The sequence below is a fragment of the Pseudomonas sp. NPDC099000 genome, from assembly GCF_044759925.1.
GTDB lineage: Bacteria > Pseudomonadota > Gammaproteobacteria > Pseudomonadales > Pseudomonadaceae > Aquipseudomonas.
The window spans coordinates 34,424-57,655 of the sequence record NZ_JBIWAF010000005.1; the positions used below are offsets into that span (position 1 = coordinate 34,424).

The 23,232-nt window shown below is 59.0% G+C and carries 25 protein-coding genes; 24 read left to right on the forward strand and 1 reads right to left on the reverse strand.

Annotation, left to right across the window (positions count from 1 at the left end):
• Window position 1: 1 nt before the first annotated feature.
• The 5 genes from tgt to ACIQV9_RS08635 all read left to right on the forward strand — a co-directional run bounded on the left by tgt (window position 2) and on the right by ACIQV9_RS08635 (window position 5,024).
• Window positions 2-1,117, forward strand: a complete 1,116-nt coding sequence (gene tgt / locus ACIQV9_RS08615) for a tRNA guanosine(34) transglycosylase Tgt (protein WP_162130724.1) — start codon at window positions 2-4, stop codon at window positions 1,115-1,117.
• Between the two features lie 43 nt (window positions 1,118-1,160).
• Window positions 1,161-1,499, forward strand: a complete 339-nt coding sequence (gene yajC / locus ACIQV9_RS08620) for a preprotein translocase subunit YajC (protein WP_007916913.1) — start codon at window positions 1,161-1,163, stop codon at window positions 1,497-1,499.
• Window positions 1,500-1,562: 63 nt separating this feature from the next.
• Window positions 1,563-3,431: a protein translocase subunit SecD gene (gene secD / locus ACIQV9_RS08625; protein WP_403100072.1), complete on the forward strand. Its 1,869-nt coding sequence runs from the start codon at window positions 1,563-1,565 to the stop codon at window positions 3,429-3,431.
• Between the two features lie 9 nt (window positions 3,432-3,440).
• Window positions 3,441-4,355 (forward strand): protein translocase subunit SecF, encoded by a 915-nt coding sequence (secF, locus tag ACIQV9_RS08630; RefSeq protein WP_403100073.1) that lies wholly within the window; start codon window positions 3,441-3,443, stop codon window positions 4,353-4,355.
• Window positions 4,356-4,475: 120 nt separating this feature from the next.
• On the forward strand, window positions 4,476-5,024 hold the full coding sequence (locus ACIQV9_RS08635; RefSeq protein ID WP_010457893.1) for a glycine zipper 2TM domain-containing protein: 549 nt from the start codon (window positions 4,476-4,478) through the stop codon (window positions 5,022-5,024).
• A 252-nt stretch (window positions 5,025-5,276) separates the two neighbouring features.
• On the opposite strand, the gene suhB is transcribed toward ACIQV9_RS08635, so the two are convergent.
• Window positions 5,277-6,095, reverse strand: coding sequence for an inositol-phosphate phosphatase (gene suhB, locus ACIQV9_RS08640; protein ID WP_008053258.1), 819 nt, complete (start codon window positions 6,093-6,095; stop codon window positions 5,277-5,279).
• A gap of 146 nt (window positions 6,096-6,241) precedes the next feature.
• On the opposite strand from suhB, the gene trmJ reads away from it, so the two are divergent.
• From trmJ to der, 19 genes are all read left to right on the forward strand, one after another.
• A complete protein-coding gene (gene trmJ / locus ACIQV9_RS08645) occupies window positions 6,242-7,012 on the forward strand; it encodes a tRNA (cytosine(32)/uridine(32)-2'-O)-methyltransferase TrmJ (protein WP_010457884.1) in 771 nt (256 codons plus the stop codon).
• 2 nt (window positions 7,013-7,014) lie between these two features.
• On the forward strand, window positions 7,015-7,791 hold the full coding sequence (gene cysE, locus ACIQV9_RS08650; RefSeq protein WP_403100075.1) for a serine O-acetyltransferase: 777 nt from the start codon (window positions 7,015-7,017) through the stop codon (window positions 7,789-7,791).
• Between the two features lie 264 nt (window positions 7,792-8,055).
• Window positions 8,056-8,547 carry a Fe-S cluster assembly transcriptional regulator IscR gene (gene iscR, locus ACIQV9_RS08655; protein WP_007903581.1) on the forward strand — a complete coding sequence of 164 codons (492 nt, stop codon included), beginning with the start codon at window positions 8,056-8,058 and terminating at the stop codon, window positions 8,545-8,547.
• Window positions 8,548-8,598: 51 nt separating this feature from the next.
• The gene (locus tag ACIQV9_RS08660; RefSeq protein ID WP_403100076.1) at window positions 8,599-9,813 is read left to right on the forward strand and encodes an IscS subfamily cysteine desulfurase; all 1,215 of its coding nucleotides are present in this window, start codon (window positions 8,599-8,601) and stop codon (window positions 9,811-9,813) included.
• Window positions 9,814-9,897: 84 nt separating this feature from the next.
• Window positions 9,898-10,284: a Fe-S cluster assembly scaffold IscU gene (gene iscU / locus ACIQV9_RS08665; RefSeq protein WP_003443374.1), complete on the forward strand. Its 387-nt coding sequence runs from the start codon at window positions 9,898-9,900 to the stop codon at window positions 10,282-10,284.
• A gap of 28 nt (window positions 10,285-10,312) precedes the next feature.
• Window positions 10,313-10,636 (forward strand): iron-sulfur cluster assembly protein IscA, encoded by a 324-nt coding sequence (gene iscA, locus ACIQV9_RS08670; protein WP_007903589.1) that lies wholly within the window; start codon window positions 10,313-10,315, stop codon window positions 10,634-10,636.
• 8 nt (window positions 10,637-10,644) lie between these two features.
• Complete coding sequence (gene hscB / locus ACIQV9_RS08675; RefSeq protein WP_403100504.1) at window positions 10,645-11,166, forward strand: co-chaperone HscB; 522 nt, start codon at window positions 10,645-10,647, stop codon at window positions 11,164-11,166.
• Between the two features lie 51 nt (window positions 11,167-11,217).
• Window positions 11,218-13,080, forward strand: coding sequence for a Fe-S protein assembly chaperone HscA (gene hscA / locus ACIQV9_RS08680; RefSeq protein ID WP_403100079.1), 1,863 nt, complete (start codon window positions 11,218-11,220; stop codon window positions 13,078-13,080).
• Window positions 13,081-13,082: 2 nt separating this feature from the next.
• Window positions 13,083-13,424 carry an ISC system 2Fe-2S type ferredoxin gene (gene fdx, locus ACIQV9_RS08685; protein WP_219094529.1) on the forward strand — a complete coding sequence of 114 codons (342 nt, stop codon included), beginning with the start codon at window positions 13,083-13,085 and terminating at the stop codon, window positions 13,422-13,424.
• A gap of 14 nt (window positions 13,425-13,438) precedes the next feature.
• Entirely contained in the window at window positions 13,439-13,639 is a 201-nt protein-coding gene (iscX, locus tag ACIQV9_RS08690) for a Fe-S cluster assembly protein IscX (RefSeq protein WP_282375258.1), read from the forward strand.
• A gap of 92 nt (window positions 13,640-13,731) precedes the next feature.
• Window positions 13,732-14,157, forward strand: coding sequence for a nucleoside-diphosphate kinase (gene ndk / locus ACIQV9_RS08695; RefSeq protein ID WP_007916882.1), 426 nt, complete (start codon window positions 13,732-13,734; stop codon window positions 14,155-14,157).
• Between the two features lie 28 nt (window positions 14,158-14,185).
• Entirely contained in the window at window positions 14,186-15,328 is a 1,143-nt protein-coding gene (gene rlmN, locus ACIQV9_RS08700) for a 23S rRNA (adenine(2503)-C(2))-methyltransferase RlmN (RefSeq protein ID WP_403100082.1), read from the forward strand.
• A gap of 17 nt (window positions 15,329-15,345) precedes the next feature.
• Window positions 15,346-16,104, forward strand: coding sequence for a type IV pilus biogenesis/stability protein PilW (gene pilW, locus ACIQV9_RS08705; protein WP_403100083.1), 759 nt, complete (start codon window positions 15,346-15,348; stop codon window positions 16,102-16,104).
• Window positions 16,104-17,132: a RodZ domain-containing protein gene (locus tag ACIQV9_RS08710; RefSeq protein WP_403100085.1), complete on the forward strand. Its 1,029-nt coding sequence runs from the start codon at window positions 16,104-16,106 to the stop codon at window positions 17,130-17,132. The genes pilW and ACIQV9_RS08710 overlap by 1 nt, the downstream gene beginning before the upstream one ends.
• Before the next feature lie 3 nt (window positions 17,133-17,135).
• Window positions 17,136-18,245, forward strand: coding sequence for a flavodoxin-dependent (E)-4-hydroxy-3-methylbut-2-enyl-diphosphate synthase (ispG, locus tag ACIQV9_RS08715; RefSeq protein WP_010457850.1), 1,110 nt, complete (start codon window positions 17,136-17,138; stop codon window positions 18,243-18,245).
• 23 nt (window positions 18,246-18,268) lie between these two features.
• Window positions 18,269-19,558, forward strand: coding sequence for a histidine--tRNA ligase (gene hisS / locus ACIQV9_RS08720; RefSeq protein WP_403100086.1), 1,290 nt, complete (start codon window positions 18,269-18,271; stop codon window positions 19,556-19,558).
• 42 nt (window positions 19,559-19,600) lie between these two features.
• A complete protein-coding gene (locus ACIQV9_RS08725; RefSeq protein WP_403100088.1) occupies window positions 19,601-20,242 on the forward strand; it encodes a tetratricopeptide repeat protein in 642 nt (213 codons plus the stop codon).
• Window positions 20,235-21,386, forward strand: a complete 1,152-nt coding sequence (gene bamB, locus ACIQV9_RS08730) for an outer membrane protein assembly factor BamB (RefSeq protein ID WP_403100089.1) — start codon at window positions 20,235-20,237, stop codon at window positions 21,384-21,386. Before ACIQV9_RS08725 ends, bamB begins: the two co-directional genes overlap by 8 nt.
• Window positions 21,387-21,598: 212 nt before the next feature.
• Window positions 21,599-23,068, forward strand: a complete 1,470-nt coding sequence (gene der, locus ACIQV9_RS08735; RefSeq protein ID WP_403100090.1) for a ribosome biogenesis GTPase Der — start codon at window positions 21,599-21,601, stop codon at window positions 23,066-23,068.
• Window positions 23,069-23,232: the final 164 nt, after the last annotated feature.

Below are 23,232 nucleotides of genomic sequence, written 5' to 3' on the forward strand. Positions count from 1 at the left end.
TATGTCGTTTGAGTTGCTTGCTACCGACGGCAAGGCTCGTCGCGGTCGTTTGACCTTCCCGCGCGGTACCGTCGAGACCCCGGCCTTCATGCCGGTGGGCACGTATGGCACCGTCAAGGGCATGCTGCCGCGGGATATCACCGCGACCGGCGCGGAAATCATTCTGGGTAACACCTTCCACTTGTGGCTGCGCCCTGGCACCGAAGTGATCAAGAAGCACGGCGACCTGCACGATTTCATGCAGTGGAAAGGCCCGATTCTGACCGACTCCGGCGGTTTCCAGGTGTTCAGCCTGGGCGCGATGCGCAAGATCAAGGAGGAGGGCGTGACCTTCGCTTCTCCGGTCGACGGCGCCAAAGTGTTCATGGGCCCGGAAGAGTCGATGCAGGTCCAGCGCGATCTGGGCTCGGACATCGTGATGATTTTCGACGAATGCACGCCGTACCCGGCTGATGAAGACGTCGCACGTATTTCCATGGAGCTGTCGTTGCGTTGGGCCAAGCGTTCGAAAGAAGCTCATGGCGACAACACGGCGGCGCTGTTCGGCATCGTTCAGGGTGGCATGCACCAGGATTTGCGCATGCGCTCCCTGGAAGGCCTCGACAAGATCGGCTTCGATGGCCTGGCCATCGGCGGTCTGTCGGTGGGTGAGCCCAAGCACGAGATGATCAAGGTGCTGGATTACCTGCCAGGCCAGATGCCGGCTGACAAACCTCGTTACCTTATGGGCGTTGGCAAACCGGAAGATCTGGTTGAGGGTGTGCGCCGCGGTGTGGACATGTTCGATTGCGTGATGCCAACCCGTAATGCCCGCAATGGGCATCTGTTCATTGATACTGGCGTGCTGAAGATCCGTAACGCGTTTCATCGCCATGATGATTCGCCGCTCGATCCGACCTGCGATTGCTATACCTGCCAGAACTTCTCCCGTGCTTATCTGCATCACCTGGACAAGTGCGGCGAAATGCTGGGAAGCATGCTCAATACCATCCATAACTTGCGTCATTATCAAGTGCTTATGGCTGGTTTGCGCGAGGCTATTCAACAGGGTACATTGGCCGCCTTTGTCGATGCCTTCTACGCCAAACGCGGGTTACCTGTTCCGCCTTTGGACTGAGTTTTCTGACCCCAAGATTCAACATTTGCAACTGGAGTGCTAAATGAGCTTTTTTATCTCTAATGCCATGGCTGACGCTGCTGCACCGGCAGCTGCCGGCCCTATGGGTGGCGGTTTTGAGTGGATTTTCCTGGTCGGTTTCCTGGTCATCTTCTACCTGATGATCTGGCGTCCACAGGCCAAGCGCGCCAAAGAGCAGAAGAACCTGCTGAGCAGCCTGCAAAAAGGTGACGAAGTTGTGACCACCGGCGGCATCGCCGGCAAGATCACTAAAGTGGCTGATGATTTCGTGGTTCTGGAAGTTTCCGACACCGTCGAAATGAAGTTCCAGAAAGGCGCCATTGCCGCCACGCTGCCAAAAGGCACGCTGAAAGCGATCTAAGTTTCAACTTCTACTCAATCGACGGGGCGCGCAAGGCGCCCCGCGTCATAAGCGGGCGGCGTGATGCTGAACAAATACCCTCTGTGGAAATACATTCTGATCCTGGCAGTGCTAGCGGTCGGTCTGATTTATTCCGCTCCCAATCTATATCCTGATGACCCGGCCATTCAGGTCAGCGGCGCAAGCACTTCGCTGCAAGTCAATCAGGCTGATCTGGATCGTGTGAGCGCTGCGCTCAAGGAATCCGGGATCAACGTCAAGGCTGCCACCCTGGCAGCAAACGGCAAGGGCGGTCTGATTCGTCTGACCAAGGCTGAAGATCAGCTGCCTGCCAAGGACGTCGTGCGCAAGGCATTGGGTGATGACTACGTCGTTGCACTGAACCTGGCACAAACCACCCCGCAATGGCTGCGCAGCCTGGCCGCGCACCCGATGAAGCTGGGTCTGGACTTGTCCGGTGGTGTGCACTTCCTGCTGGAAGTGGACATGGACAAAGCGCTCGATGCGCGCCTGAAAGTCTACGAAGGCGACGTCAAGAGCCTGTTGCGTAAAGAGAAACTGCGCTATCGCAGCCTGCCGCAACTCAACGGTGCCATTCAGCTGGGCTTCACTGATGAAGCAACCCGCGAACAAGCCCGTGCGCTGATCCGCAAGAGCTTCAACGATTTCGACATTGTTCCGGCCGACCTCAATGGCCAACCGGTACTGCGTCTGGCGATGACCCCGGCCAAGCTGGCGGAAATCCGTGAATACTCCATCAAGCAGAACTTGACCACGGTACGTAACCGCGTCAACGAGCTGGGTGTTGCCGAACCGATCGTTCAGCGTCAGGGCGCCAACCGCATCGTGGTTGAGCTGCCGGGCGTGCAGGACACCGCCGAAGCCAAGCGTATCCTCGGCAAGACGGCCAACCTTGAATTCCGTCTGGCTGCTGAGCCAGGCGCTTCGAAAGCCACTTCCGAAACCTTCGAGTTCCGTGAAGGCAATCGTCCGCCGGCACAGATCGAGCGTGGCTTGATCATCACTGGCGATCAGGTGACTGACGCCAAGGCTGGCTTCGGCGAGCAGGGCACGCCAGAAGTGAACATCCGTCTGGATGGCCACGGTGGCGAGCTGATGAGCCGCGCGACGCGCAGCAACGTTGGCCGCAGCATGGCGGTGATTTTCATCGAGCAGCGTCCGGTCACCACGTACACCAAGCAAATGGTGAATGGTGTCGAGAAAGACGTAGCGGTTCAAACGTTTAAAGAAGAGAAGAAGATCATCAGCCTGGCGACCATCCAGTCGCCGCTGGGTGCTCAGTTCCGCATCACTGGCCTGAACGGTCAGGGTGAGTCGTCCGAACTGGCGCTGCTGCTGCGTGCCGGTGGTCTGGCTGCCCCGATGTACTTCGCTGAAGAACGTACCATTGGCCCGAGCCTGGGTGCGGACAACATCATCAAAGGTGTCGATGCATCGCTGTGGGGCATGCTGTTTGTCTCGCTGTTCATCATCGCCATCTACCGCTTCTTCGGCATCATCGCCACCGTCGCACTGTCGGTGAACATGGTGTTGCTGTTGGCCTTGATGTCGCTGCTGGGGGCAACGCTGACCCTGCCGGGTATCGCCGGTATCGTATTGACCATGGGTATGGCGGTCGACGCCAACGTGCTGATCTTCTCGCGGATTCGTGAAGAGATCGCGGCGGGCATGACCGTACAACGGGCAATCAACGAAGGCTTCGGCCGGGCATTCACCGCGATTCTCGACGCCAACCTGACAACCTTGTTGGTCGGCGGGATTCTCTTTGCGATGGGCACAGGTCCAGTCAAAGGTTTCGCAGTGACCATGTCCCTCGGGATCTTTACCTCGATGTTCACGGCCATCATGGTGACCCGCGCGATGGTCAACCTGATCTTCGGCGGTCGTGACTTCAAGAAGTTGTGGATTTAAGGGGCTGCCATGTTACGTACAATTAACTTCATGGGCGTTCGCAACTTTGCGTTCGGCGTCACATTGTTCCTTACCGTGCTGGCTTTGTTCAGCGTCGCCACCAAGGGCATGAACTGGGGCCTGGACTTCACCGGCGGTACGCTCATCGAGCTGACCTACGAGCGTCCGGCCGATGTCACCAAGGTGCGTGAGCAGCTGGCTACTTCGGGTTATCACGAGGCAATCGTGCAGAGCTTCGGTGCAACTACCGATTTGCTGGTGCGCATGCCAGGTGAAGATCCGCAGCTGGGTCATCAAGTGGCAGAAGCGCTGCTGAAAGTCGGCGGCGACAACCCGGCGACGGTCAAGCGCGTCGAATTCGTCGGCCCTCAGGTCGGTGAAGAACTGCGCGACCAAGGCGGCCTCGGCATGCTGATGGCGTTGGGCGGCATCCTGATCTACCTGGCTTTCCGCTTTCAGTGGAAGTTTGCGGTCGGTGCCATCGTTTCGCTGATCCACGACGTGATCGTGACCATCGGTATTCTGTCGTTCTTCCAGATCACCTTCGACCTGACGGTGCTGGCGGCAGTACTGGCGATCATTGGTTACTCGCTCAACGACACCATCGTGGTATTCGACCGGGTTCGTGAGAACTTCCGCGTACTGCGCAAGGCGACCCTGATCGAGAACATCAACATCTCGACCACGCAAACCCTGCTGCGCACCATGGCGACGTCGATCTCCACCTTGTTGGCGATCGCGGCCCTGTTGTTCTTTGGTGGTGACAACCTGTTTGGCTTCTCCATCGCCCTGTTTATCGGTGTTCTGGCGGGTACCTACTCGTCGATCTACATCGCCAACGTCGTGCTGATCTGGCTGAACCTGAGCACTGAGGATCTGATTCCTGCAGTGGCTACCGATAAGGAAGTCGACGACCGCCCATAACGGCCATCGCTCCTCCAGCTGTCAGCCCAAAAAGGCGCGAGTTGAACTCGCGCCTTTTTTTATGCTCCAAGGCTGGGAGAAGCGCGGGCTTGTCCCGCATGTGATGGTCAGGAGGTTCATGTGAACAAGTCGTTGCTGGTTGGTGCGGTATTGGGTGCTGTCGGCGTAACTGCCGGGGGTGCTGTTGCCACCTACAGCCTGGTTAAAAGCGGCCCTGAGTATGCGCAAGTGCTAGCCGTTGAACCGGTCAAGACACAAATCAAGACGCCACGTGAAGTGTGCAAGGATGTAGCAGTGACCCGGCAAGCGCCGGTGAAAGATCAACACCAAATTGCCGGTACGGTGGTCGGTGCATTGGCTGGTGGCCTGTTGGGCAATCAGATCGGTGGTGGTACAGGCAAGAAAATCGCTACAGTGGCCGGTGCGGTCGGTGGTGGTTATGCGGGCAACAAGGTTCAGGAAGGCATGCAAGAGCGTGACACCTACACCACGACTCAGACTCGCTGTAACACCGTGAATGACATCAGCGACAAGGTTGTAGGCTACGACGTTCGTTATTCGCTGGATGGCAAGGAAGGCAAGGTGCGGATGGATCGTGATCCGGGCAACCAGATTCCGGTCGACAAGGAAGGCAAGCTGGTCCTGTCGCAGAACGAACAGGCCCACTAAAAAGCTGAAGTTCAGATTCAAAAAGAAGCACCCTGCGGGGTGTTTTTTTTGTGCCTACGATTTAAGCGACACAGCAAACCCCCTGTAGGAGTGAGCCTGCTCGCGATAGCAATCTATCATTCGAAACAGGTGGTGACTGATACATCGCTATCGCGAGCAGGCTCACTCCTACATTGGGTCTGTGGTGTGGCAGGGCAAATCCCAGGCATAAAAAAAGCACCCCGCAGGGTGCTTTTTTGTGGCCGGTGTCGCTTAGCGTTTCAGCGAGGCCGGCAGGTGCGGCTGGATCGCCGTCAGCACTGCCTTGAAGCACTTGGTGTTGCCGGCAACGACGTGGCCTTTCTCAAGGAAGTCGTGGCCGCCGGTGAAGTCGCTCACCAAGCCGCCGGCTTCCTGGATCAGCAGGGCGCCTGCCGCCATGTCCCACTCGGACAGGCCCGACTCCCAGAAGGCGTCGAAACGGCCGGCAGCCACGTAGGCCAGGTCCAGGCTTGCCGAACCTGCGCGGCGGATGCCGGCGGTCTGGCCAACCAGAGCGCGGAACATGCCCAGGTAGTTGTCGAGGTTGTCCATCTGGTCGTCACGGAACGGGAAGCCGGTACCCAGCAGGGCGCCGTCCAGGCTGGTGCGGCCGCTGACGCGCAGGCGACGACCGTTCAGTTGGGCGCCGCGACCACGGCTGGCGGTGAATTCTTCCTGGCGAACCGGGTCCAGAACAACAGCGTGTTCCAGGCGACCGCGGTATTTGCAGGCGATGCTCACAGCGAAGTGAGGAATGCCGCGCAGGAAGTTGGTGGTGCCGTCCAGCGGATCGATGATCCACAGGTATTCTTCGCCTTCGATCCCGGTGCCGGCGTGCATGCCGGTTTCTTCACCCAGGATCGAGTGATTCGGGTAGGCCTTGCGCAGCGCGTCGATGATTTTCTGTTCGGCGGCACGATCCACCTCGGATACGTAATCCTTGGCGTCTTTTTCGTCGACCTTGATGGTATCCAGGCGCTCGATGGAGCGGAAGATCAATTCACTGGCGCTGCGGGCGGCGCGCAGCGCGATATTCAGCATGGGCTGCATGGATGTGTCACCTAAGGTTGTTAAAGAAAGCCGGGCATTCTATCAGAACTTTTCTACAGGTGAAGGTTGGTGTTCGCTTTCATAGCTTAACGGTAGGTTGAGCTGTAAGATTCGGCTCCCGATTATCGTGTTCGAGAGCGCCTCCCTTGCTGCATAACATTCGTGTCGTCCTGGTCAATACCAGCCACCCTGGCAACATCGGCGGGGCTGCGCGTGCCATGAAGAACATGGGCCTGTCGCGGCTGGTGCTGGTCGAACCGCGGTTGTTCCCGCACCACGAGGCCGATGCGCGAGCTTCCGGCGCCGGGGACATCCTTGAAAACGCGCAAGTCGTCGCCACCTTGGAAGATGCCTTGGTCGGCTGCAATCTGGTGCTCGGCACCAGTGCCCGTGACCGGCGCATTCCCTGGCCGTTGCTCGATCCCCGCGAATGCGGTGTGAAAGTGGTCGAGGAAGCCGCGTCGGGTGCCGAGATTGCCTTGGTCTTTGGTCGTGAAGATTCCGGCCTGACCAATGAAGAGCTACAGCGATGTCATTATCACGTGCATATCCCATCAGACCCTGAGTTCAGTTCGCTGAACCTTGGGGCAGCGGTGCAGGTGTTGAGCTATGAAGTGCGCATGTCCTGGCTCGCGGCCCAAGGCCAGCCGAGCAAGGTCGAGAAGGATGAAGTGGCCTCCACCAAAAGTGGTGAGCTGGCGACCATGGATGAGCTGGAGCGATTCTATGAGCACCTGGAGCAAACCCTGGTGGCCATCGAATTCCTCGATCCGGAAAAACCACGGCACTTGATGGCGCGCCTGCGCCGGTTGTACGGTCGCAGCTCGGTGAGCCGGGCGGAAATGAATATATTGCGTGGCATCCTCACGGAAACCCAGAAAGCGGCCCGTGGCGAGCTTCTAAAGCGGAAGGATTAAAAATGTTCGAGCGTTTGCGTGAAGATATCCAGAGTGTTTTCCATCGTGATCCGGCAGCGCGCAACGCCTTTGAAGTCCTGACCTGCTACCCCGGCATGCATGCCATCTGGATCCATCGCCTGTCATCGGCCCTGTGGGGCATGGGCTGGAAATGGCTGGCGCGGCTGGTGTCGAACTTTGGTCGCTGGCTGACCGGGATCGAGATCCATCCGGGTGCCAAGGTCGGTCGTCGCTTCTTTATTGACCATGGCATGGGCATCGTCATCGGTGAGACCGCCGAGATCGGCAACGATGTCACCCTTTATCAGGGCGTGACGTTGGGCGGCACCAGCTGGAACAAGGGCAAGCGTCACCCGACACTGGAAGATGGCGTGGTGGTAGGGGCGGGCGCCAAGGTGCTCGGTCCGTTCACGGTGGGTGCGGGCGCCAAGGTCGGCTCCAACGCCGTCGTTACCAAGGCGGTTCCAGCCGGGGCGACGGTGGTCGGGATTCCGGGGCGGATCATCGTCAAGTCCGATGAAGAGACAGACGCCAAGCGCAAGGCGATGGCCGAGAAGATCGGCTTCGATGCCTATGGTGTTGGTGAAGACATGCCCGACCCGGTGGCGCGAGCCATTAACCAGTTGCTTGACCATCTGCAGGCGGTCGATGGTCGTCTGGAGGGGATGTGCGGGGCGTTGAAGGATCTGGGCAGCAATTACTGTGCAAAAGATCTGCCTGAGCTGCGCGAAGAAGACTTTGCCTGTGTGAAGGACAAGGATCAGAGTCAGGCCGGCTAGACCGAGTCGACTTCAATTGCGGGCAAGCCCGCTCCCACATGTATTGCGCCATGCATGCCATCGAAGGCAGACAAAGGCCCCTGTGGGAGCGGGCTTGCCCGCGATGAACGATAACGCGCAATTGCTGGCTGTACGCCGCCAGCCTTTGCTATGATGCGCGCGCTCTTTTGCGGGTAATCCTGACTAAAGTACTAGGTCTTATAGTTGACTTAAATACTCGGGAATTGCATACTCGCCCCATTCCGAACTCCGTGGTAATTGTCCATGCGACTGACTACAAAAGGCCGATACGCCGTAACCGCCATGCTTGACCTGGCGTTGCACGCGCAGCACGGGCCGGTGTCCCTGGCCGATATCTCCGAGCGCCAAGGCATCTCCCTGTCCTACCTCGAACAGCTTTTCGCCAAATTGCGCCGCAGCAATCTGGTCTCCAGCGTTCGTGGCCCGGGCGGTGGCTACCAACTGTCCCGCGACATGCAGGGCATCCAGGTCGCCCAGGTGATCGATGCGGTGAACGAATCGGTCGATGCGACCAAATGCCAGGGCCAGGGTGATTGCCATCAAGGCGACACCTGCCTGACCCACCACTTGTGGTGCGATCTGAGCCTGCAGATTCACGAATTTCTGAGCGGTATCAGCTTGGCTGACCTTGTAACTCGCCGTGAGGTGCAAGAAGTAGCCCAGCGTCAGGACCAGCGCCGTTGCAACAGCAAGGCGCCACGCCTGGACAAGATTGAAGCGTCCGCCGTCGAATGACAGCCAGAGAGCGAAGCGGTACGCCAGCCAGCCTGATTTAGGAGATAGTCCATGAAATTGCCGATTTACCTTGATTACTCTGCGACCACCCCGGTTGATCCGCGTGTTGCGCAAAAGATGAGTGAATGCCTGCTGGTCGACGGAAACTTCGGTAACCCGGCGTCCCGTTCCCACGTGTTCGGCTGGAAAGCTGAAGAGTCCGTCGAAAACGCTCGTCGTCAGGTCGCCGACCTGGTCAACGCCGACCCGCGTGAAATCGTCTGGACCTCCGGTGCCACCGAGTCCGATAACCTGGCAATCAAGGGTGCGGCGCATTTCTATGCGACCAAAGGCAAACACCTGATCACCACCAAGATTGAGCACAAGGCTGTCCTCGACACCATGCGCCAACTGGAGCGTGAAGGCTTCGAAGTCACCTACCTCGAGCCTCAGACCGATGGCCTGGTGACTCCAGCGATGATCGAAGCCGCCCTGCGCGACGACACCATCCTGGTTTCGGTCATGCACGTGAACAACGAAATCGGCACCATCAACGACATCGCAGCCATCGGCGAACTGACCCGTTCCAAGGGCATTCTGTTCCATGTTGACGCCGCTCAGTCCACCGGCAAGGTCGAGATCGACCTGTCGAAGCTGAAAGTCGACCTGATGTCGTTCTCTGCCCACAAAACCTACGGCCCTAAAGGCATCGGCGCGCTGTACGTCAGCCGCAAGCCGCGTGTTCGCATCGAAGCGACCATGCACGGCGGCGGTCACGAGCGTGGCATGCGTTCCGGCACCCTGGCGACCCACCAGATCGTCGGTATGGGTGAAGCGTTCCGCGTAGCCAAGGAAGACATGGCGGCCGAGAACATCCGTATCAAAGCCCTGAGCGACCGTTTCTTCAAACAGGTCGAAGACCTGGAAGAGCTGTACATCAACGGCAGCATGACCGCTCGCGTACCGCACAACCTGAACCTGAGCTTCAACTACGTTGAAGGCGAGTCGCTGATCATGGCGCTCAAGGATCTGGCGGTTTCGTCCGGTTCGGCCTGCACCTCGGCATCGCTTGAGCCTTCTTATGTACTGCGCGCCCTGGGCCGCAACGACGAACTGGCACACAGCTCGATCCGCTTCACCTTCGGCCGTTTCACTACCGAAGAAGAAATCGACTACGCCGCGCAGAAAGTCTGCGAGGCCGTTACCAAGCTGCGCACCCTGTCGCCGCTGTGGGATATGTACAAAGACGGTGTCGACATTTCGAAAATCGAGTGGGCGGCACACTGATTTCAAGTCGCCGCAAACCGGCCCTGCAAAACCAAGGTTTTCAGGGCTCAAGAGCGACTCTCTGATGAGTGAGGATTAAGAATCATGGCTTACAGCGAAAAGGTCATCGACCACTACGAAAACCCGCGCAACGTCGGCAAGATGGACGCGGAAGACCCTGATGTCGGCACCGGCATGGTCGGCGCTCCGGCGTGCGGCGACGTGATGCGCCTGCAGATCAAGGTCAACGAACAAGGCATCATCGAAGACGCCAAGTTCAAGACCTACGGTTGCGGTTCGGCGATCGCCTCCAGCTCCCTGGCGACCGAGTGGATGAAAGGCAAGACTCTGGATGAAGCAGAGACCATCAAGAACACTCAGCTGGCTGAAGAGCTGGCCCTGCCGCCAGTCAAAATTCACTGCTCCGTACTTGCTGAAGACGCTATCAAAGCGGCCGTTCGCGACTACAAGCAGAAGAAAGGCTTGATCTAAGCGTTAAGCGACGAGTAAGGAGTCACCGATGGCTATCAGCATGACAGAAGCGGCTGCTCAACACGTGCGACGCTCCCTCAACGGGCGCGGCAAAGGTGAGGGGATTCGCCTGGGTGTTCGCACCACAGGCTGTTCCGGCCTTGCCTACGTGCTGGAGTTTGTCGACGAGGTGGTTGCAGAGGATCAGGTGTTCGAAAGTCACGGCGAGAAAGTGATCATCGACCCGAAAAGCCTGGCCTACCTGGACGGCACCGAACTCGATTTCGTCAAGGAAGGGTTGAACGAAGGCTTCAAGTTCAACAACCCCAACGTGCGCGGTGAATGTGGCTGCGGCGAAAGCTTCAACATCTGAGGCTGCACGTGGGTACTCCTTGTCATTTCGCTTTATTTGAACTGCAGCCGAGCTTCCGTCTGGATCTCGATCAGTTGGCCACGCGCTATCGTGAGTTGGCGCGCGGTGTTCATCCGGACCGCTTTGCAGACGCTTCCGAGCGCGAGCAACGGCTGGCGCTAGAGCAATCCGCGAGCCTCAACGAGGCCTATCAGACGCTCAAAAGTCCCCCAAAGCGCGCGCGATACCTGCTCGCCATGGGCGGGCGCGAGCTGCCGCTGGAGGTCACGGTGCATGATCCGGAGTTCCTTCTGCAGCAGATGGAGCTGCGTGAAGAGCTCGAAGACCTGCAAGACAGCGCCGACCTGGCGGGTGTTGCAGTGTTCAAGCGTCGCCTGAAGACGGCTCAGGATGAACTGAACGAAAGCTTCGCAGCCTGTTGGGATGATGCAGTGCAACGTGAACAGGCCGAACGCCTGATGCGGCGCATGCAGTTCCTCGACAAGCTCACCTACGAAGTGCGCCAGTTAGAAGAGCGCCTCGACGATTAACCCAGTGCCGCTCCGGTCGCACGCCTGATATACAGATAAGTCCTGATAACGATGGCCCTACTGCAGATCGCCGAACCCGGCCAAAGTCCTCAACCGCACCAGCGTCGTCTGGCTGTGGGGATCGACTTGGGCACTACCAATTCGCTGGTCGCTGCGTTGCGCAGTGGTCTTTCCGAGCCTCTGGCCGACGCCGAAGGGAAGGTCATCCTGCCGTCTGCCGTGCGATACCACGCCGATCGCGTCGAAGTCGGCGAGTCGGCCAAGCTGGCTGCCGCTACCGATCCGTTGAACACCGTGCTGTCGGTCAAGCGCTTGATGGGTCGTGGTCTGTCCGACGTCAAGCAATTGGGCGACCAACTGCCGTACCGCTTTGTCGGTGGCGAGTCGCACATGCCGTTCATCGACACCATTCAGGGCCCGAAAAGCCCGGTCGAAGTCTCCGCCGATATCCTGAAAGTGCTGCGTCAGCGCGCCGAAGAGGCATTGGGCGGCGAACTGGTGGGCGCGGTGATCACCGTTCCGGCCTATTTCGATGATGCTCAGCGTCAAGCCACCAAGGATGCGGCCAAGCTGGCCGGTCTGAACGTGCTGCGTTTGCTCAATGAGCCGACTGCTGCCGCAGTGGCTTACGGTCTGGATCAGCATGCCGAAGGCCTTGTCGCGATTTACGATCTGGGCGGCGGCACCTTCGATATTTCGATCCTGCGCCTGACCGGCGGTGTGTTTGAGGTTTTGGCTACCGGTGGCGACAGCGCCCTGGGTGGCGATGACTTTGACCATGCCATCGCTGGCTGGATCATCGAGAGCGCCGGCCTGTCCGCCGACCTCGACCCGGGTGCCCAGCGCCATCTGCTGCAAACCGCTTGCGCGGCCAAGGAAGCCCTGACCAATACTTCGTCCGTTGAAGTCGCCTACGGTGACTGGAAGGCACAACTGACCCGTGAAACCTTCGATGCGCTGATCGAGCCAATGGTCGCTCGCAGCCTGAAAGCCTGTCGCCGCGCGGTGCGCGATTCCGGCATCGAGCTGGATGAAGTGCACGCCGTGGTCATGGTTGGCGGCTCGACGCGCGTGCCTCGCGTTCGCGAAGCCGTCGCTGAAGCCTTTGGTCGCCAGCCGCTGACTGAAATCGATCCGGATCAAGTGGTGGCCATTGGTGCTGCGATCCAGGCCGATACGTTGGCAGGCAACAAGCGCGATGGCGGTGAATTGCTCTTGCTCGACGTCATTCCGTTGTCCCTGGGGCTGGAAACCATGGGCGGCCTGATGGAGAAGGTGATTCCACGCAACACCACCATTCCCGTCGCCCGCGCCCAGGACTTCACGACTTACAAAGACGGCCAGTCGGCCATGGCGATTCACGTGTTGCAGGGCGAGCGTGAGCTGATCAGCGACTGTCGTTCCCTGGCGCGCTTCGAATTGCGCGGCATTCCGGCAATGGTCGCCGGTGCCGCGAAAATCCGCGTGACGTTCCAGGTCGATGCCGACGGCCTGCTCAGTGTCTCCGCTCGCGAGTTGGGTTCGGGCGTCGAGGCCAGCATTCAGGTCAAGCCGTCCTACGGCCTGACCGACGGCGAAATCGCCAAGATGCTCAAGGAATCGTTCCAGCACGCCAACGACGACAAGGTCGCCCGTGTGTTGCGTGAGCAGCAGGTCGATGCGCAGCGCCTGATCGAGGCGGTGCAGGCCGCCCTTGATGTCGACGGTGAGCGCTTGCTCGACGCCGAGGAGCGCATGGTCATCGAGCTGCAGATGCAGGAACTGACCGAACTGATGAAAGGTACCGATGGTTTCGCCATCGAGCAGCAGACCAAGCGTCTGTCGCAAGTGACCGACGCTTTTGCTGCCCGCCGCCTGGACTCGACGGTGAAAGCCGCGCTGGCGGGGCGCAACCTGAATGAGATTGAGGAATAACGATGCCGCAGGTCATTTTTCTGCCACACGAAAAGTTTTGCCCGGACGGCATGGTCGTGGAGGCTGAGCCTGGTACGTCCATCCTCGAACTGGCTCATGAGCACCATATCGAGATGGAAAGTGCCTGTGGCGGCGTCTGCGCCTGCACCACCTGCCATTGCCTGATTCGTGAAGGCTTTGACTCGCTGGAAGAGGCCGATGAGCTGGAAGAAGACTATCTTGATAAGGCTTGGGGGCTGGAAGCCCAGTCACGCCTGGCCTGTCAGGCAAAAGTCGGGACGGAAGACCTGACCGTCGAAATTCCGAAATACTCGCTCAACCATGCGGCCGAAGCGCCGCACTGATTCAAGGAAACGTCATGAGTCTGAAATGGGTTGATGTGCTGGAAATCGCGATCCAACTGGCTGAATCCAAGCCGGATACGGACCCGCGTTACGTGAACTTCGTCGATCTGCACAAATGGGTGCTGGCATTGCCGGAGTTCAGTGATGATCCGACCCGCGGTGGCGAGAAGGTGCTTGAAGCCATTCAGGCCGCCTGGATCGAAGAAGCAGACTGAGTCTGCGCCGTATGCAGTTAGGCAATACCAAAGAACCCGCGTATAATTCGCGGGTTTAATTTTTCGAAAATTACCGTTTCTGGAGTTACACCATGGCTGTTCAACGTACTTTCTCCATCATCAAGCCTGACGCTGTTGCAAAAAACGTCATCGGCGAGATCACCACTCGTTTCGAAAAAGCAGGCCTGCGCGTTGTAGCTTCGAAACTGAAGCAGCTGTCCAAAGCTGAAGCTGAAGGCTTCTACGCTGAGCACAGCGCTCGTGGTTTCTTCGGCGACCTGGTTGCTTTCATGATCTCCGGTCCGGTTGTCGTTCAGGTTCTGGAAGGCGAAAACGCTATCGCTCTGAACCGTGAGCTGATGGGCGCTACCAACCCTAAAGAAGCTGCTGCCGGCACCATCCGTGCTGACTTCGCTGATTCGATCGATGCCAACGCTGTACACGGTTCGGACTCCGAAGCCGCTGCTGCTCGCGAAATCTCGTACTTCTTCGCAGCTACTGAAGTAACCACTCGCTAAGCATTGGCTTATGAGTGAAGGTGAATCCATGACTACATCGACTGTAAAAACCAACCTGCTGGGTCTGACTCAGCTGGAAATGGAAAAATTCTTCGACTCAATCGGGGAGAAGCGTTTCCGTGCCGGTCAGGTAATGAAATGGATTCACCACCTTGGCGTCGATGATTTCGACGCCATGACGAACGTCAGCAAGGCCTTGCGCGACAAGCTCAAGGCTATTGCCGAGGTTCGCGGTCCTGAAGTTGTCAGCGAGGACATCTCCACCGACGGCACCCGTAAGTGGGTAGTGCGCGTGGCGTCCGGTAGCTGCGTCGAGACCGTGTACATTCCCCAGGGCAAACGCGGCACTTTGTGCGTTTCGTCCCAGGCAGGCTGTGCCCTGGATTGCAGTTTCTGCTCCACCGGCAAGCAAGGATTCAACAGCAACCTCACTGCCGCCGAAGTCATCGGCCAGGTGTGGATTGCCAATAAATCGTTTGGCAGCATCCCGGCGACCGCCGACCGTGCCATCACCAACGTGGTGATGATGGGCATGGGTGAGCCGCTGCTGAACTTCGACAACGTCGTGGCCGCCATGCATCTGATGATGGATGACCTGGGCTACGGGATCTCCAAGCGCCGCGTGACCCTGTCCACTTCGGGCGTGGTGCCGATGATCGATGAGCTGTCCAAGCACATCGACGTCTCCCTGGCGTTGTCGCTGCACGCACCAAACGACGCATTGCGTAACCAATTGGTGCCGATCAACAAGAAATATCCGCTTAAGATGCTGCTCGAGTCGTGCCAGCGCTACATGTCGTCCCTGGGCGAAAAACGTGTGCTGACCATCGAGTACACCTTGTTGAAAGATATCAACGACAAGGTTGAGCATGCCGTCGAGATGATCGAGCTGCTCAAGAACATCCCGTGCAAGATCAACCTGATTCCGTTCAACCCGTTCCCGCATTCCGGTTACGAGCGCCCGAGCAACAACGCGATTCGCCGGTTCCAGGATCAGCTTCACCATGCAGGCTTCAACGTCACCGTACGCACCACCCGCGGTGAAGACATCGATGCCGCGTGTGGCCAATTGGTAGGGCAGGTGCTGGATCGCACCCGTCGCAGCGAACGTTATATCGCCGTGCGCGAATTGAGCGCCGAGAACGATATGGCGCAAAACGCCGCGAAATAAATCAAGAGAGGATCTCTATGTCCCTGCGCTTCGCGCTGCTTTTGCTGTTGGCCAGCCTGTGTGCTGGCTGCGTCCTGTCGGGCGATTTCAACCCGATGAAAACCAGCAAAGGTCGCGATGAAGCGCGCACTGCCTACGTGCAACTGGGCTTGGGATATTTGCAGCAAGGCATGACCGAGCGGGCGAAAGTGCCGTTGAAGAAGGCTTTGGATCTGGATGATTCGGATCCGGACGCCAATGCCGCGCTGGGGCTGGTGTTCCAGGCCGAGATGGAACCTGAGCTGGCCGACCAGCACTTTCGCAAGGCGCTGTCTTCCCGTCCCAACGATGCACGAATCCTGAATAACTACGGCAGCTTTCTCTTCGAAGAAAAACGCTACAAAGAGGCGTACGAGCGCTTTGAACAGGCCGCCGCCGATACCCTGTATCCTGAGCGTTCGCGGGTGTTCGAGAACCTGGGTATGACCGCTTCGAAGCTGGGCCAGCGTGATCTGGCGCAGCAGCAACTGGAAAAAGCCCTGCGTTTGAACCGCCAACAACCGCGTGCATTGCTGGAAATGGCTGAGTTGTCCTTCGAAGACAGGCATTATGTGCCCGCGCGTGACTACTACGACCGTTTTAGCCTGCTCACCGAGCAAAATGCACGTAGTCTATTGCTCGGCGTTCGGCTGGCAAAAGTGTTTGAAGATCGCGACAAGGCCGCCAGTTTTGGCCTGCAACTAAAACGACTCTATCCCGGTACGCCGGAATATCAGCAATACCTGTCGGAGCAATGATGAAAGCGGCGCATCCCGAAGTTGTAGCAGCGAATCGCGTTAACCCCGGTGAGACTTTGCGCCAGGCCCGCGAAAGCAATGGCTGGTCGCTGGCCGAAGTGGCCCTCAAGCTCAACCTCACCGTCAATTCCTTGAGCAATCTGGAAGCCGGCGCTTTCGACAAGCTGCCGGGGCACACCTTCGCTCGCGGTTATATTCGCGCGTACGCCAAATTGTTGGGCATGGACCAGACCGTTCTGGTGCAGCAGTTCGACCAATCCACCGGCACCGACTCCCAGGGCAGCAACGTCCACAGCCTGGGGCGTATCGAAGAACCGGTTCGGGTTTCCCACACTATTTTGCGCATTGTCAGCCTGCTGTTACTGATCGCAGTGATTGGCGGTGGTTTTGTCTGGTGGCAGGATCAAACCTCGCTGCGCACCAAGGACCTGATCAGCCCGAGTCCGGAGCACGTCGAAGTCGAAGGCGCTGATGGCACCACCCAGATCCATCCGCTGGACGAGCCGGAAGACCAGGCCGTCGCGCAAGGTCAGGCTGAAGGTGCAACCGCGCTCGCGTTGCCGCAAGCCGAGAATTCAACTGAAGCACCGGCCGAGGCTGAAGCCACCGCGCCTGCCTCCGCCCCGACTGCACCCGCTGCCCCAGCGCACAGCACCGCTCCGGTTGTCGCGACTCCCGTAGCGCCAGCGCCGACTGCGCCTGTTGTGTCGACGCCGCCTGCAAGCGCTTCGGTGATGCCGACCATCCCCGCTCCAGTACCAGCAGCACCAGCAGCTCCGGTTGCCGGTTCGGGCCAGGTTCAATTGCAGTTCACCGCCGATTGCTGGACGCAAGTGACCGATGGCACCGGCAAAGTGCTGTTGAGCGGTTTAAAGCGTAAAGGCGAAAGTGTTTCCCTCAGCGGCAAGCCGCCGTTTGCCGTGCGTCTGGGCTTCGCCCGTGGCGCGCAGGTCAGCTACAACGGGCAGGCGGTCGATGTCGCTCCGTTCACCAGTGGCGAGACTGCTCGCCTGAAGTTGGGTCAATAAGTCATGCACGGCGAATCTCCAATCAAACGTCGCGAATCCCGCAAAATCTGGGTCGGTAACGTGCCCGTTGGCGGCGATGCGCCCATCGCTGTTCAGAGCATGACCAACAGCGACACCAATGATGTGGCCGCCACCGTGGCCCAGATCAATCGTCTGGAAGCCGCTGGCGTCGATATCGTGCGCATTTCCGTGCCGGACATGGACGCCGCCGAAGCCTTCGGCAAGATCAAGCAATTGGTCAAGGTGCCGCTGGTTGCCGACATCCACTTCGACTACAAGATTGCGCTGCGCGTAGCCGAACTGGGCGTTGACTGCCTGCGGATCAACCCGGGCAACATCGGTCGTGAAGACCGCGTACGTGCGGTAGTCGATGCCGCCCGTGATCGCGGGATCCCGATCCGCATCGGCGTCAACGCCGGTTCCCTGGAAAAAGACCTGCAAAAGAAATACGGCGAGCCGACCCCGGCAGCGCTGGTCGAATCGGCCTTGCGTCACGTCGAGCACCTTGAACGCCTGAATTTTCAGGACTTCAAGGTCAGCGTGAAGGCCTCCGACGTGTTCATGGCCGTCGCCGCCTACCGCCTGCTGGCCAAGGAAATCGTCCAGCCGCTGCACTTGGGCATCACCGAAGCCGGTGGTTTGCGCTCAGGCACAGTGAAATCCGCCGTGGGCCTCGGTATGCTGCTCGCCGAAGGGATTGGCGATACTATTCGCATCTCGTTGGCGGCCGACCCGGTCGAGGAAGTGAAAGTCGGCTACGACATTCTCAAATCCCTGCACCTGCGTTCCCGTGGCATCAACTTCATCGCCTGCCCGAGTTGCTCGCGGCAGAACTTCGATGTGGTCAAAACCATGAACGAGCTGGAAGGGCGCCTCGAAGACCTGCTGGTGCCGCTGGATGTCGCGGTCATCGGTTGCGTGGTCAACGGGCCGGGCGAAGCCAAGGAAGCCCATATCGGCTTGACCGGCGGCACGCCAAACCTGATTTACATCGACGGCAAGCCGTCGCAGAAACTGACGAATGACAATCTGGTGGATGAGCTTGAACGCTTGATCCGCCAGAAAGCGGCCGAAAAGGTCGAGGCCGACGCGGCAGTAATCGCCCGCGGCTGATCGAACGAATTTAAGGATTTATAGTGAGCAAGTCTCTGCAAGCCATTCGTGGCATGAACGACATCCTGCCCGAACAGACTCCCCTGTGGCGTCATTTCGAGGGTACCGTCTCGCGTTTGCTGGATAACTACGGTTACAAGCAGATCCGCATGCCGATCGTCGAGTTCACCGAGCTGTTCAAGCGCTCCATCGGTGAAGTGACCGACATCGTCGAAAAAGAGATGTACACCTTCGACGACCGCAACGGCGATTCCCTGACCCTGCGCCCTGAAGGCACGGCGGCCTGCGTGCGTGCGGTGCTCGAGCACGGCATCACCGGCGGTGGCCAGGTGCAGAAACTCTGGTACATCGGCCCGATGTTCCGTCACGAACGTCCGCAGAAAGGCCGTTATCGCCAGTTCCACCAGATCGGTTGCGAAGTGTTCAACCTCGACGGTCCGGACATCGACGCCGAGCTGATCGTGCTGACCTGGCGCCTGTGGGGCGAGCTGGGCATCCGTGATGCGGTCAAGCTCGAACTCAACAGCCTGGGCACCGCCGAGTCCCGTGGTCGTTATCGCGAAGCGCTGGTCGAGTTCCTCTCGGCCCGCCTGGACAAACTGGACGAAGACAGCCAGCGCCGTCTGAAGACCAACCCTTTGCGGGTTCTCGATACCAAGAACGCCGACACTCAAGCGGTCCTGGTCGACGCGCCGAAAATGGCCGACTACCTGGACGAAGAATCCCGCGTGCACTTCGAGGGCCTGAAGGCTCGTCTGGACGCCGCCGGCATTCCTTACGTGATCAACCCGAAGCTGGTTCGCGGGCTGGATTACTACAGCAAGACCGTTTTCGAATGGGTCACCGACAAGTTGGGCGCCCAGGGCACCGTGTGTGCCGGTGGTCGTTACGACGGTCTGGTGGAGCAGATGGGCGGCAAGCCGACCCCGGGCGTTGGTTTCGCCATGGGTATCGAGCGCCTGGTGCTGTTGCTTGAAACCCTGGAGCAGATCCCGCAAGAGATCTCCCGTCAGGTCGACGTCTACCTCTGCGCCTTCGGTGAAGCCGCCGAGCTGGCCGGTCTGGCCCTGAGTGAACGCGTTCGTGATCAATTGCCCAACCTGCGCCTGCAAGTCAATGCCGGCGCCGGCAGCTTCAAAAGCCAGTTCAAGAAGGCCGACAAGAGCGGTGCGCTGTATGCGCTGATCCTCGGTGACGACGAAATGGCCCAGCAAGTGGTAGGTTTCAAACCCCTGCGTGGCCAGGGCGAACAACAAAGCATTGCCTGGGATGCGCTTGCTGCACACCTGGCCACCTGCGTCGTGCAGGGTTGAAGCTGTCATAAACAGCCGATTTAGCGATTAAGGAGTATTGGGGTGTCGAGTACCGAAGACGAAAACCTGGCGGATTTAAAGGACTGGTGGACACGCAACGGCAAGCCCCTGGTCACTGGCGGCCTGTTGGCGCTGGTCATCGTGTTCGGCTGGCAGGCCTTTCAGAAGTATCAGAGCAATCAGTCGCAAGGCGCCTCGATTCTCTATCAGCAATTGCTCGAAACCACGCTGACGCCTGACGGCAAGCCTGATGCCGCCCGTGTTTCGGACCTGGCCGGCAAGCTCAACAGCGAGTTCGGCGGTAGCGCCTATGCACAGTACGGCAGCCTGTTCGTGGCGAAAGTCGCGGTCGACAGCAGCAAGCTGGACGACGCGGCCACCGAGCTGAAAGCCATCGTTGCCAAACCGGCCAACCCGGCGCTGGGCGAAATCGCCCGTCAGCGTCTGGCGCAGGTGCTGGCCGCGCAGAACAAGGTCGATGAAGCCCTGAAGCTGCTCGAAGGTGATGCCGACAAGGCGTTCCTGGCCACTCGCGAAGAACTCAAAGGCGACCTGCTGGTGCAGTTGGGTCGTACCGACGAAGCAAACGCGGCGTATCAAAAAGCCAAGGCGGCACTGTCGGATGAAGCGGCGGTCGGTGGCCTACAAATCAAGCTGGACGACCTGGCCAAAGGGGATGCGTGACGTGATCCGTTGGAAACATGCAGCATTGCTGGCTCTGGCCATTTTGGCCGCGGGTTGCAGCAGCAACAGCAAGAAAGAACTGCCACCGGCCGAGTTGACCGACTTCAAAGAAGAAGTGGTTCTGCAAAAGCAGTGGAGTCGTTCGATCGGTGACGGTCAGGGCGAGACCTACAACATGCTGGTTCCGGCGATCGAAGGCGATACCATTTATGCCGCCGACGTCACTGGTGTGGTGATGGCGCTGGATCGCAGCAACGGCGACGTCAAATGGAAGAAGGACCTTGAACTGCCTGTTTCCGGCGCCGTTGGCGTGGGTTACGGTCTGGTCATGTTCGGTACCATCAAGGGCGAAATCGTTGCCCTGGATGCGATCAATGGTGAAGAGAAATGGCGCGCTCGCGTGTCCAGCGAAGTCCTCGCACCGCCGGCCAACAACGGTGACGTTGTGGTGGTTCAGACTCAGGACGATCGTCTGATCGGTCTGGATGCCGCTACCGGTAACCAGCGCTGGTTGTATGACAGCACCCCTGCGGTCCTGACCTTGCGCGGCACCAGTGCACCGATCGTTACCAACCGCCTCGCGGTGGCTGGTCTGTCGACCGGTAAAGTGGTCGCTCTCGATATCTCCAACGGCGTGCCGGTGTGGGAACAACGGGTCGCGATTCCACAAGGTCGTTCGGAACTGGAGCGTGTGGTCGATATCGACGGCGGCTTGCTGCTGTCCGGCGGTACGCTGTATGTCGCCAGCTATCAGGGTCGCGTTGCGGCGCTGGACCTGGAAAGCGGGCGTCAGCTCTGGCAGCGTGATGCTTCCAGCTATGCCGGCGTCGCCCAGGGTTTTGGCAGCGTTTACGTGAGCCTGTCCTCGGGCACCGTTGAAGGCGTCGACGAACGTTCCACCACCGCGTTGTGGAGCAACGATTCGCTGGCCCGTCGTCAACTGTCGGCTCCGGAAGTGTTCTCCAGCTATGTTGCAGTCGGTGATATGGAAGGCTACCTGCACCTGCTGAGTCAGGTGGACGGTCGTTTCGTCGGCCGCGAGCGCATCGACAGTGACGGCCTGCGTGCCCGTCCGCTGGTGGTGGGTGACACGATTTATCTGTATGGCAACAGCGGCAAACTGGAAGCCCTGACCATTAAGTAAGAACTATGCTTGGGGTTAACGCCCCAGGCTGCTTCACTTGTGGGAGCGGGCTTGCCCGCGAAGGGCGTCAACGATGACGCGTACAGCCTGAATAAACGCGGTGCTGTTACGCTTTTTCGCGAGCAAGCCCGCTCCCACAGTGATGCCCCGAGCACCAGCCGCTGCCTCGCAGCGGCTTTTGTATTTTCTGAAATAACGAAGTGGAGAGCCGCATGGTTCCCGTAATCGCCCTGGTGGGCCGACCGAACGTCGGCAAGTCCACCTTGTTCAACCGCCTGACCAGGACTCGCGACGCCATCGTCGGCGACTTGTCCGGTCTGACCCGTGATCGCCAATACGGTGAGGCCAAGTGGCAAGGGCGTTCCTACATTCTGGTCGACACCGGCGGTATCTCCGGTGACGAGCACGGTATGGACGAAAAAATGGCCGAGCAGTCGCTGCTGGCCATTGAAGAAGCGGATGTCGTTCTGTTCCTGGTAGATGCCAAGGCCGGTTTCACCGCCGCCGACCAGATGATCGCCGAGCATTTGCGCAAACGTAACAAGCGTTCCTACGTGGTTGCCAACAAGGTCGACAACATCGACCCTGAAATGGCCCGCGCCGAATTCGCCCCGTTGGGCATGGGCCACGCGATCCCGATCGCCGGTGCTCATGGTCGTGGCATCACCCAGATGCTGGAAATCGCTCTCAGCGACTTCCCGAAAGACGATGACGAGCTGGAAGTAGGCGAGGAAGAGATCGTTGCCGAAGGCGAGGAAGCCAAGCGCATTCCTGGCCCTAGCGAAAAAGACGGGATCAAGATCGCGATTATTGGCCGCCCGAACGTCGGCAAGTCGACCCTGGTCAACCGCATGCTCGGTGAAGACCGGGTAATCGTCTATGACGAACCCGGCACCACCCGCGACAGTATCTACATCCCGTTCGAGCGTAACGACGAGAAGTACACGCTGATCGACACCGCCGGTGTGCGCAAGCGCGGCAAGATCCACGAAGAAGTTGAAAAATTCTCCGTGGTCAAAACCCTGCAAGCGATCAAAGACGCCAACGTGGTGATCTTCGTGATGGACGCCCGCGAAGGTGTGGTGGACCACGACCTCAACCTGCTGGGCTTCGCCATTGAGTCGGGTCGTGCGCTGGTCATCGCGATCAACAAGTGGGACGGCATGACGCCGAGCGAGCGTGACTTCGTGAAGGTCGAGCTGCAACGTCGACTGTTCTTCGTTGACTACGCCGACATTCACTTCATCTCGGCCCTGCACGGCACGGGCGTGGGCAACCTCTACGCCTCCGTACAGAACTCGTTCAAGTCTGCGGTCACCCGCTGGCCAACCAACCGCCTGACCACGATCCTGGAAGATGCGGTCAGTGAGCACGCGCCGCCGATGGTCAACAACCGCCGGATCAAACTGCGTTATGCCCACTTGGGTGGTGCGAACCCGCCGATCATCGTGATCCACGGTAACCAGATCGAGAAGGTACCGAAGTCTTACGTCCGTTATCTGGAAAACACTTACCGTCGTGTCTTGAAGCTGGTCGGTACGCCGATTCGCATCGAGTTCAAGGGCGGCGAGAACCCGTACGAAGGTAACAAGACCTCGCTCACCGACCGTCAGGTCAACAAGAAGCGCCGCATGATGTCGCACCACAAAAAGGCCGACAAAAAGCGCCGCGACAAGCGCTGATTCAGGTGATCGATTGATCGTTCCCACGCTCTGCGTGGGAATGCCGCCATGGACGCTCTGCGTCCCCCGCGAATGTGACGCAGAGCGTCACGGGATGCATTCCCACGCAGAGCGTGGGAACGATCAATATAGAGAGGGCGCCAACGGGCGCCCTTTTTTTATGG

Bases quoted from the DNA above. Each gene is read 5' to 3' on its own strand.
- tgt (WP_162130724.1), top strand. From the start codon at position 2: ATGTCGTTTGAGTTGCTTGCTACCGACGGCAAGGCTCGTCGCGGTCGT.
- yajC (WP_007916913.1), top strand. From the start codon at position 1,161: ATGAGCTTTTTTATCTCTAATGCCATGGCTGACGCTGCTGCACCGGCA.
- secD (WP_403100072.1), top strand. From the start codon at position 1,563: ATGCTGAACAAATACCCTCTGTGGAAATACATTCTGATCCTGGCAGTG.
- secF (WP_403100073.1), top strand. From the start codon at position 3,441: ATGTTACGTACAATTAACTTCATGGGCGTTCGCAACTTTGCGTTCGGC.
- suhB (WP_008053258.1), bottom strand. From the start codon at position 6,095: ATGCAGCCCATGCTGAATATCGCGCTGCGCGCCGCCCGCAGCGCCAGT.
- cysE (WP_403100075.1), top strand. From the start codon at position 7,015: ATGTTCGAGCGTTTGCGTGAAGATATCCAGAGTGTTTTCCATCGTGAT.
- iscR (WP_007903581.1), top strand. From the start codon at position 8,056: ATGCGACTGACTACAAAAGGCCGATACGCCGTAACCGCCATGCTTGAC.
- ACIQV9_RS08660 (WP_403100076.1), top strand. From the start codon at position 8,599: ATGAAATTGCCGATTTACCTTGATTACTCTGCGACCACCCCGGTTGAT.
- iscU (WP_003443374.1), top strand. From the start codon at position 9,898: ATGGCTTACAGCGAAAAGGTCATCGACCACTACGAAAACCCGCGCAAC.
- iscA (WP_007903589.1), top strand. From the start codon at position 10,313: ATGGCTATCAGCATGACAGAAGCGGCTGCTCAACACGTGCGACGCTCC.
- hscA (WP_403100079.1), top strand. From the start codon at position 11,218: ATGGCCCTACTGCAGATCGCCGAACCCGGCCAAAGTCCTCAACCGCAC.
- fdx (WP_219094529.1), top strand. From the start codon at position 13,083: ATGCCGCAGGTCATTTTTCTGCCACACGAAAAGTTTTGCCCGGACGGC.
- iscX (WP_282375258.1), top strand. From the start codon at position 13,439: ATGAGTCTGAAATGGGTTGATGTGCTGGAAATCGCGATCCAACTGGCT.
- ndk (WP_007916882.1), top strand. From the start codon at position 13,732: ATGGCTGTTCAACGTACTTTCTCCATCATCAAGCCTGACGCTGTTGCA.
- rlmN (WP_403100082.1), top strand. From the start codon at position 14,186: ATGACTACATCGACTGTAAAAACCAACCTGCTGGGTCTGACTCAGCTG.
- pilW (WP_403100083.1), top strand. From the start codon at position 15,346: ATGTCCCTGCGCTTCGCGCTGCTTTTGCTGTTGGCCAGCCTGTGTGCT.
- ACIQV9_RS08710 (WP_403100085.1), top strand. From the start codon at position 16,104: ATGAAAGCGGCGCATCCCGAAGTTGTAGCAGCGAATCGCGTTAACCCC.
- ispG (WP_010457850.1), top strand. From the start codon at position 17,136: ATGCACGGCGAATCTCCAATCAAACGTCGCGAATCCCGCAAAATCTGG.
- bamB (WP_403100089.1), top strand. From the start codon at position 20,235: ATGCGTGACGTGATCCGTTGGAAACATGCAGCATTGCTGGCTCTGGCC.
- der (WP_403100090.1), top strand. From the start codon at position 21,599: ATGGTTCCCGTAATCGCCCTGGTGGGCCGACCGAACGTCGGCAAGTCC.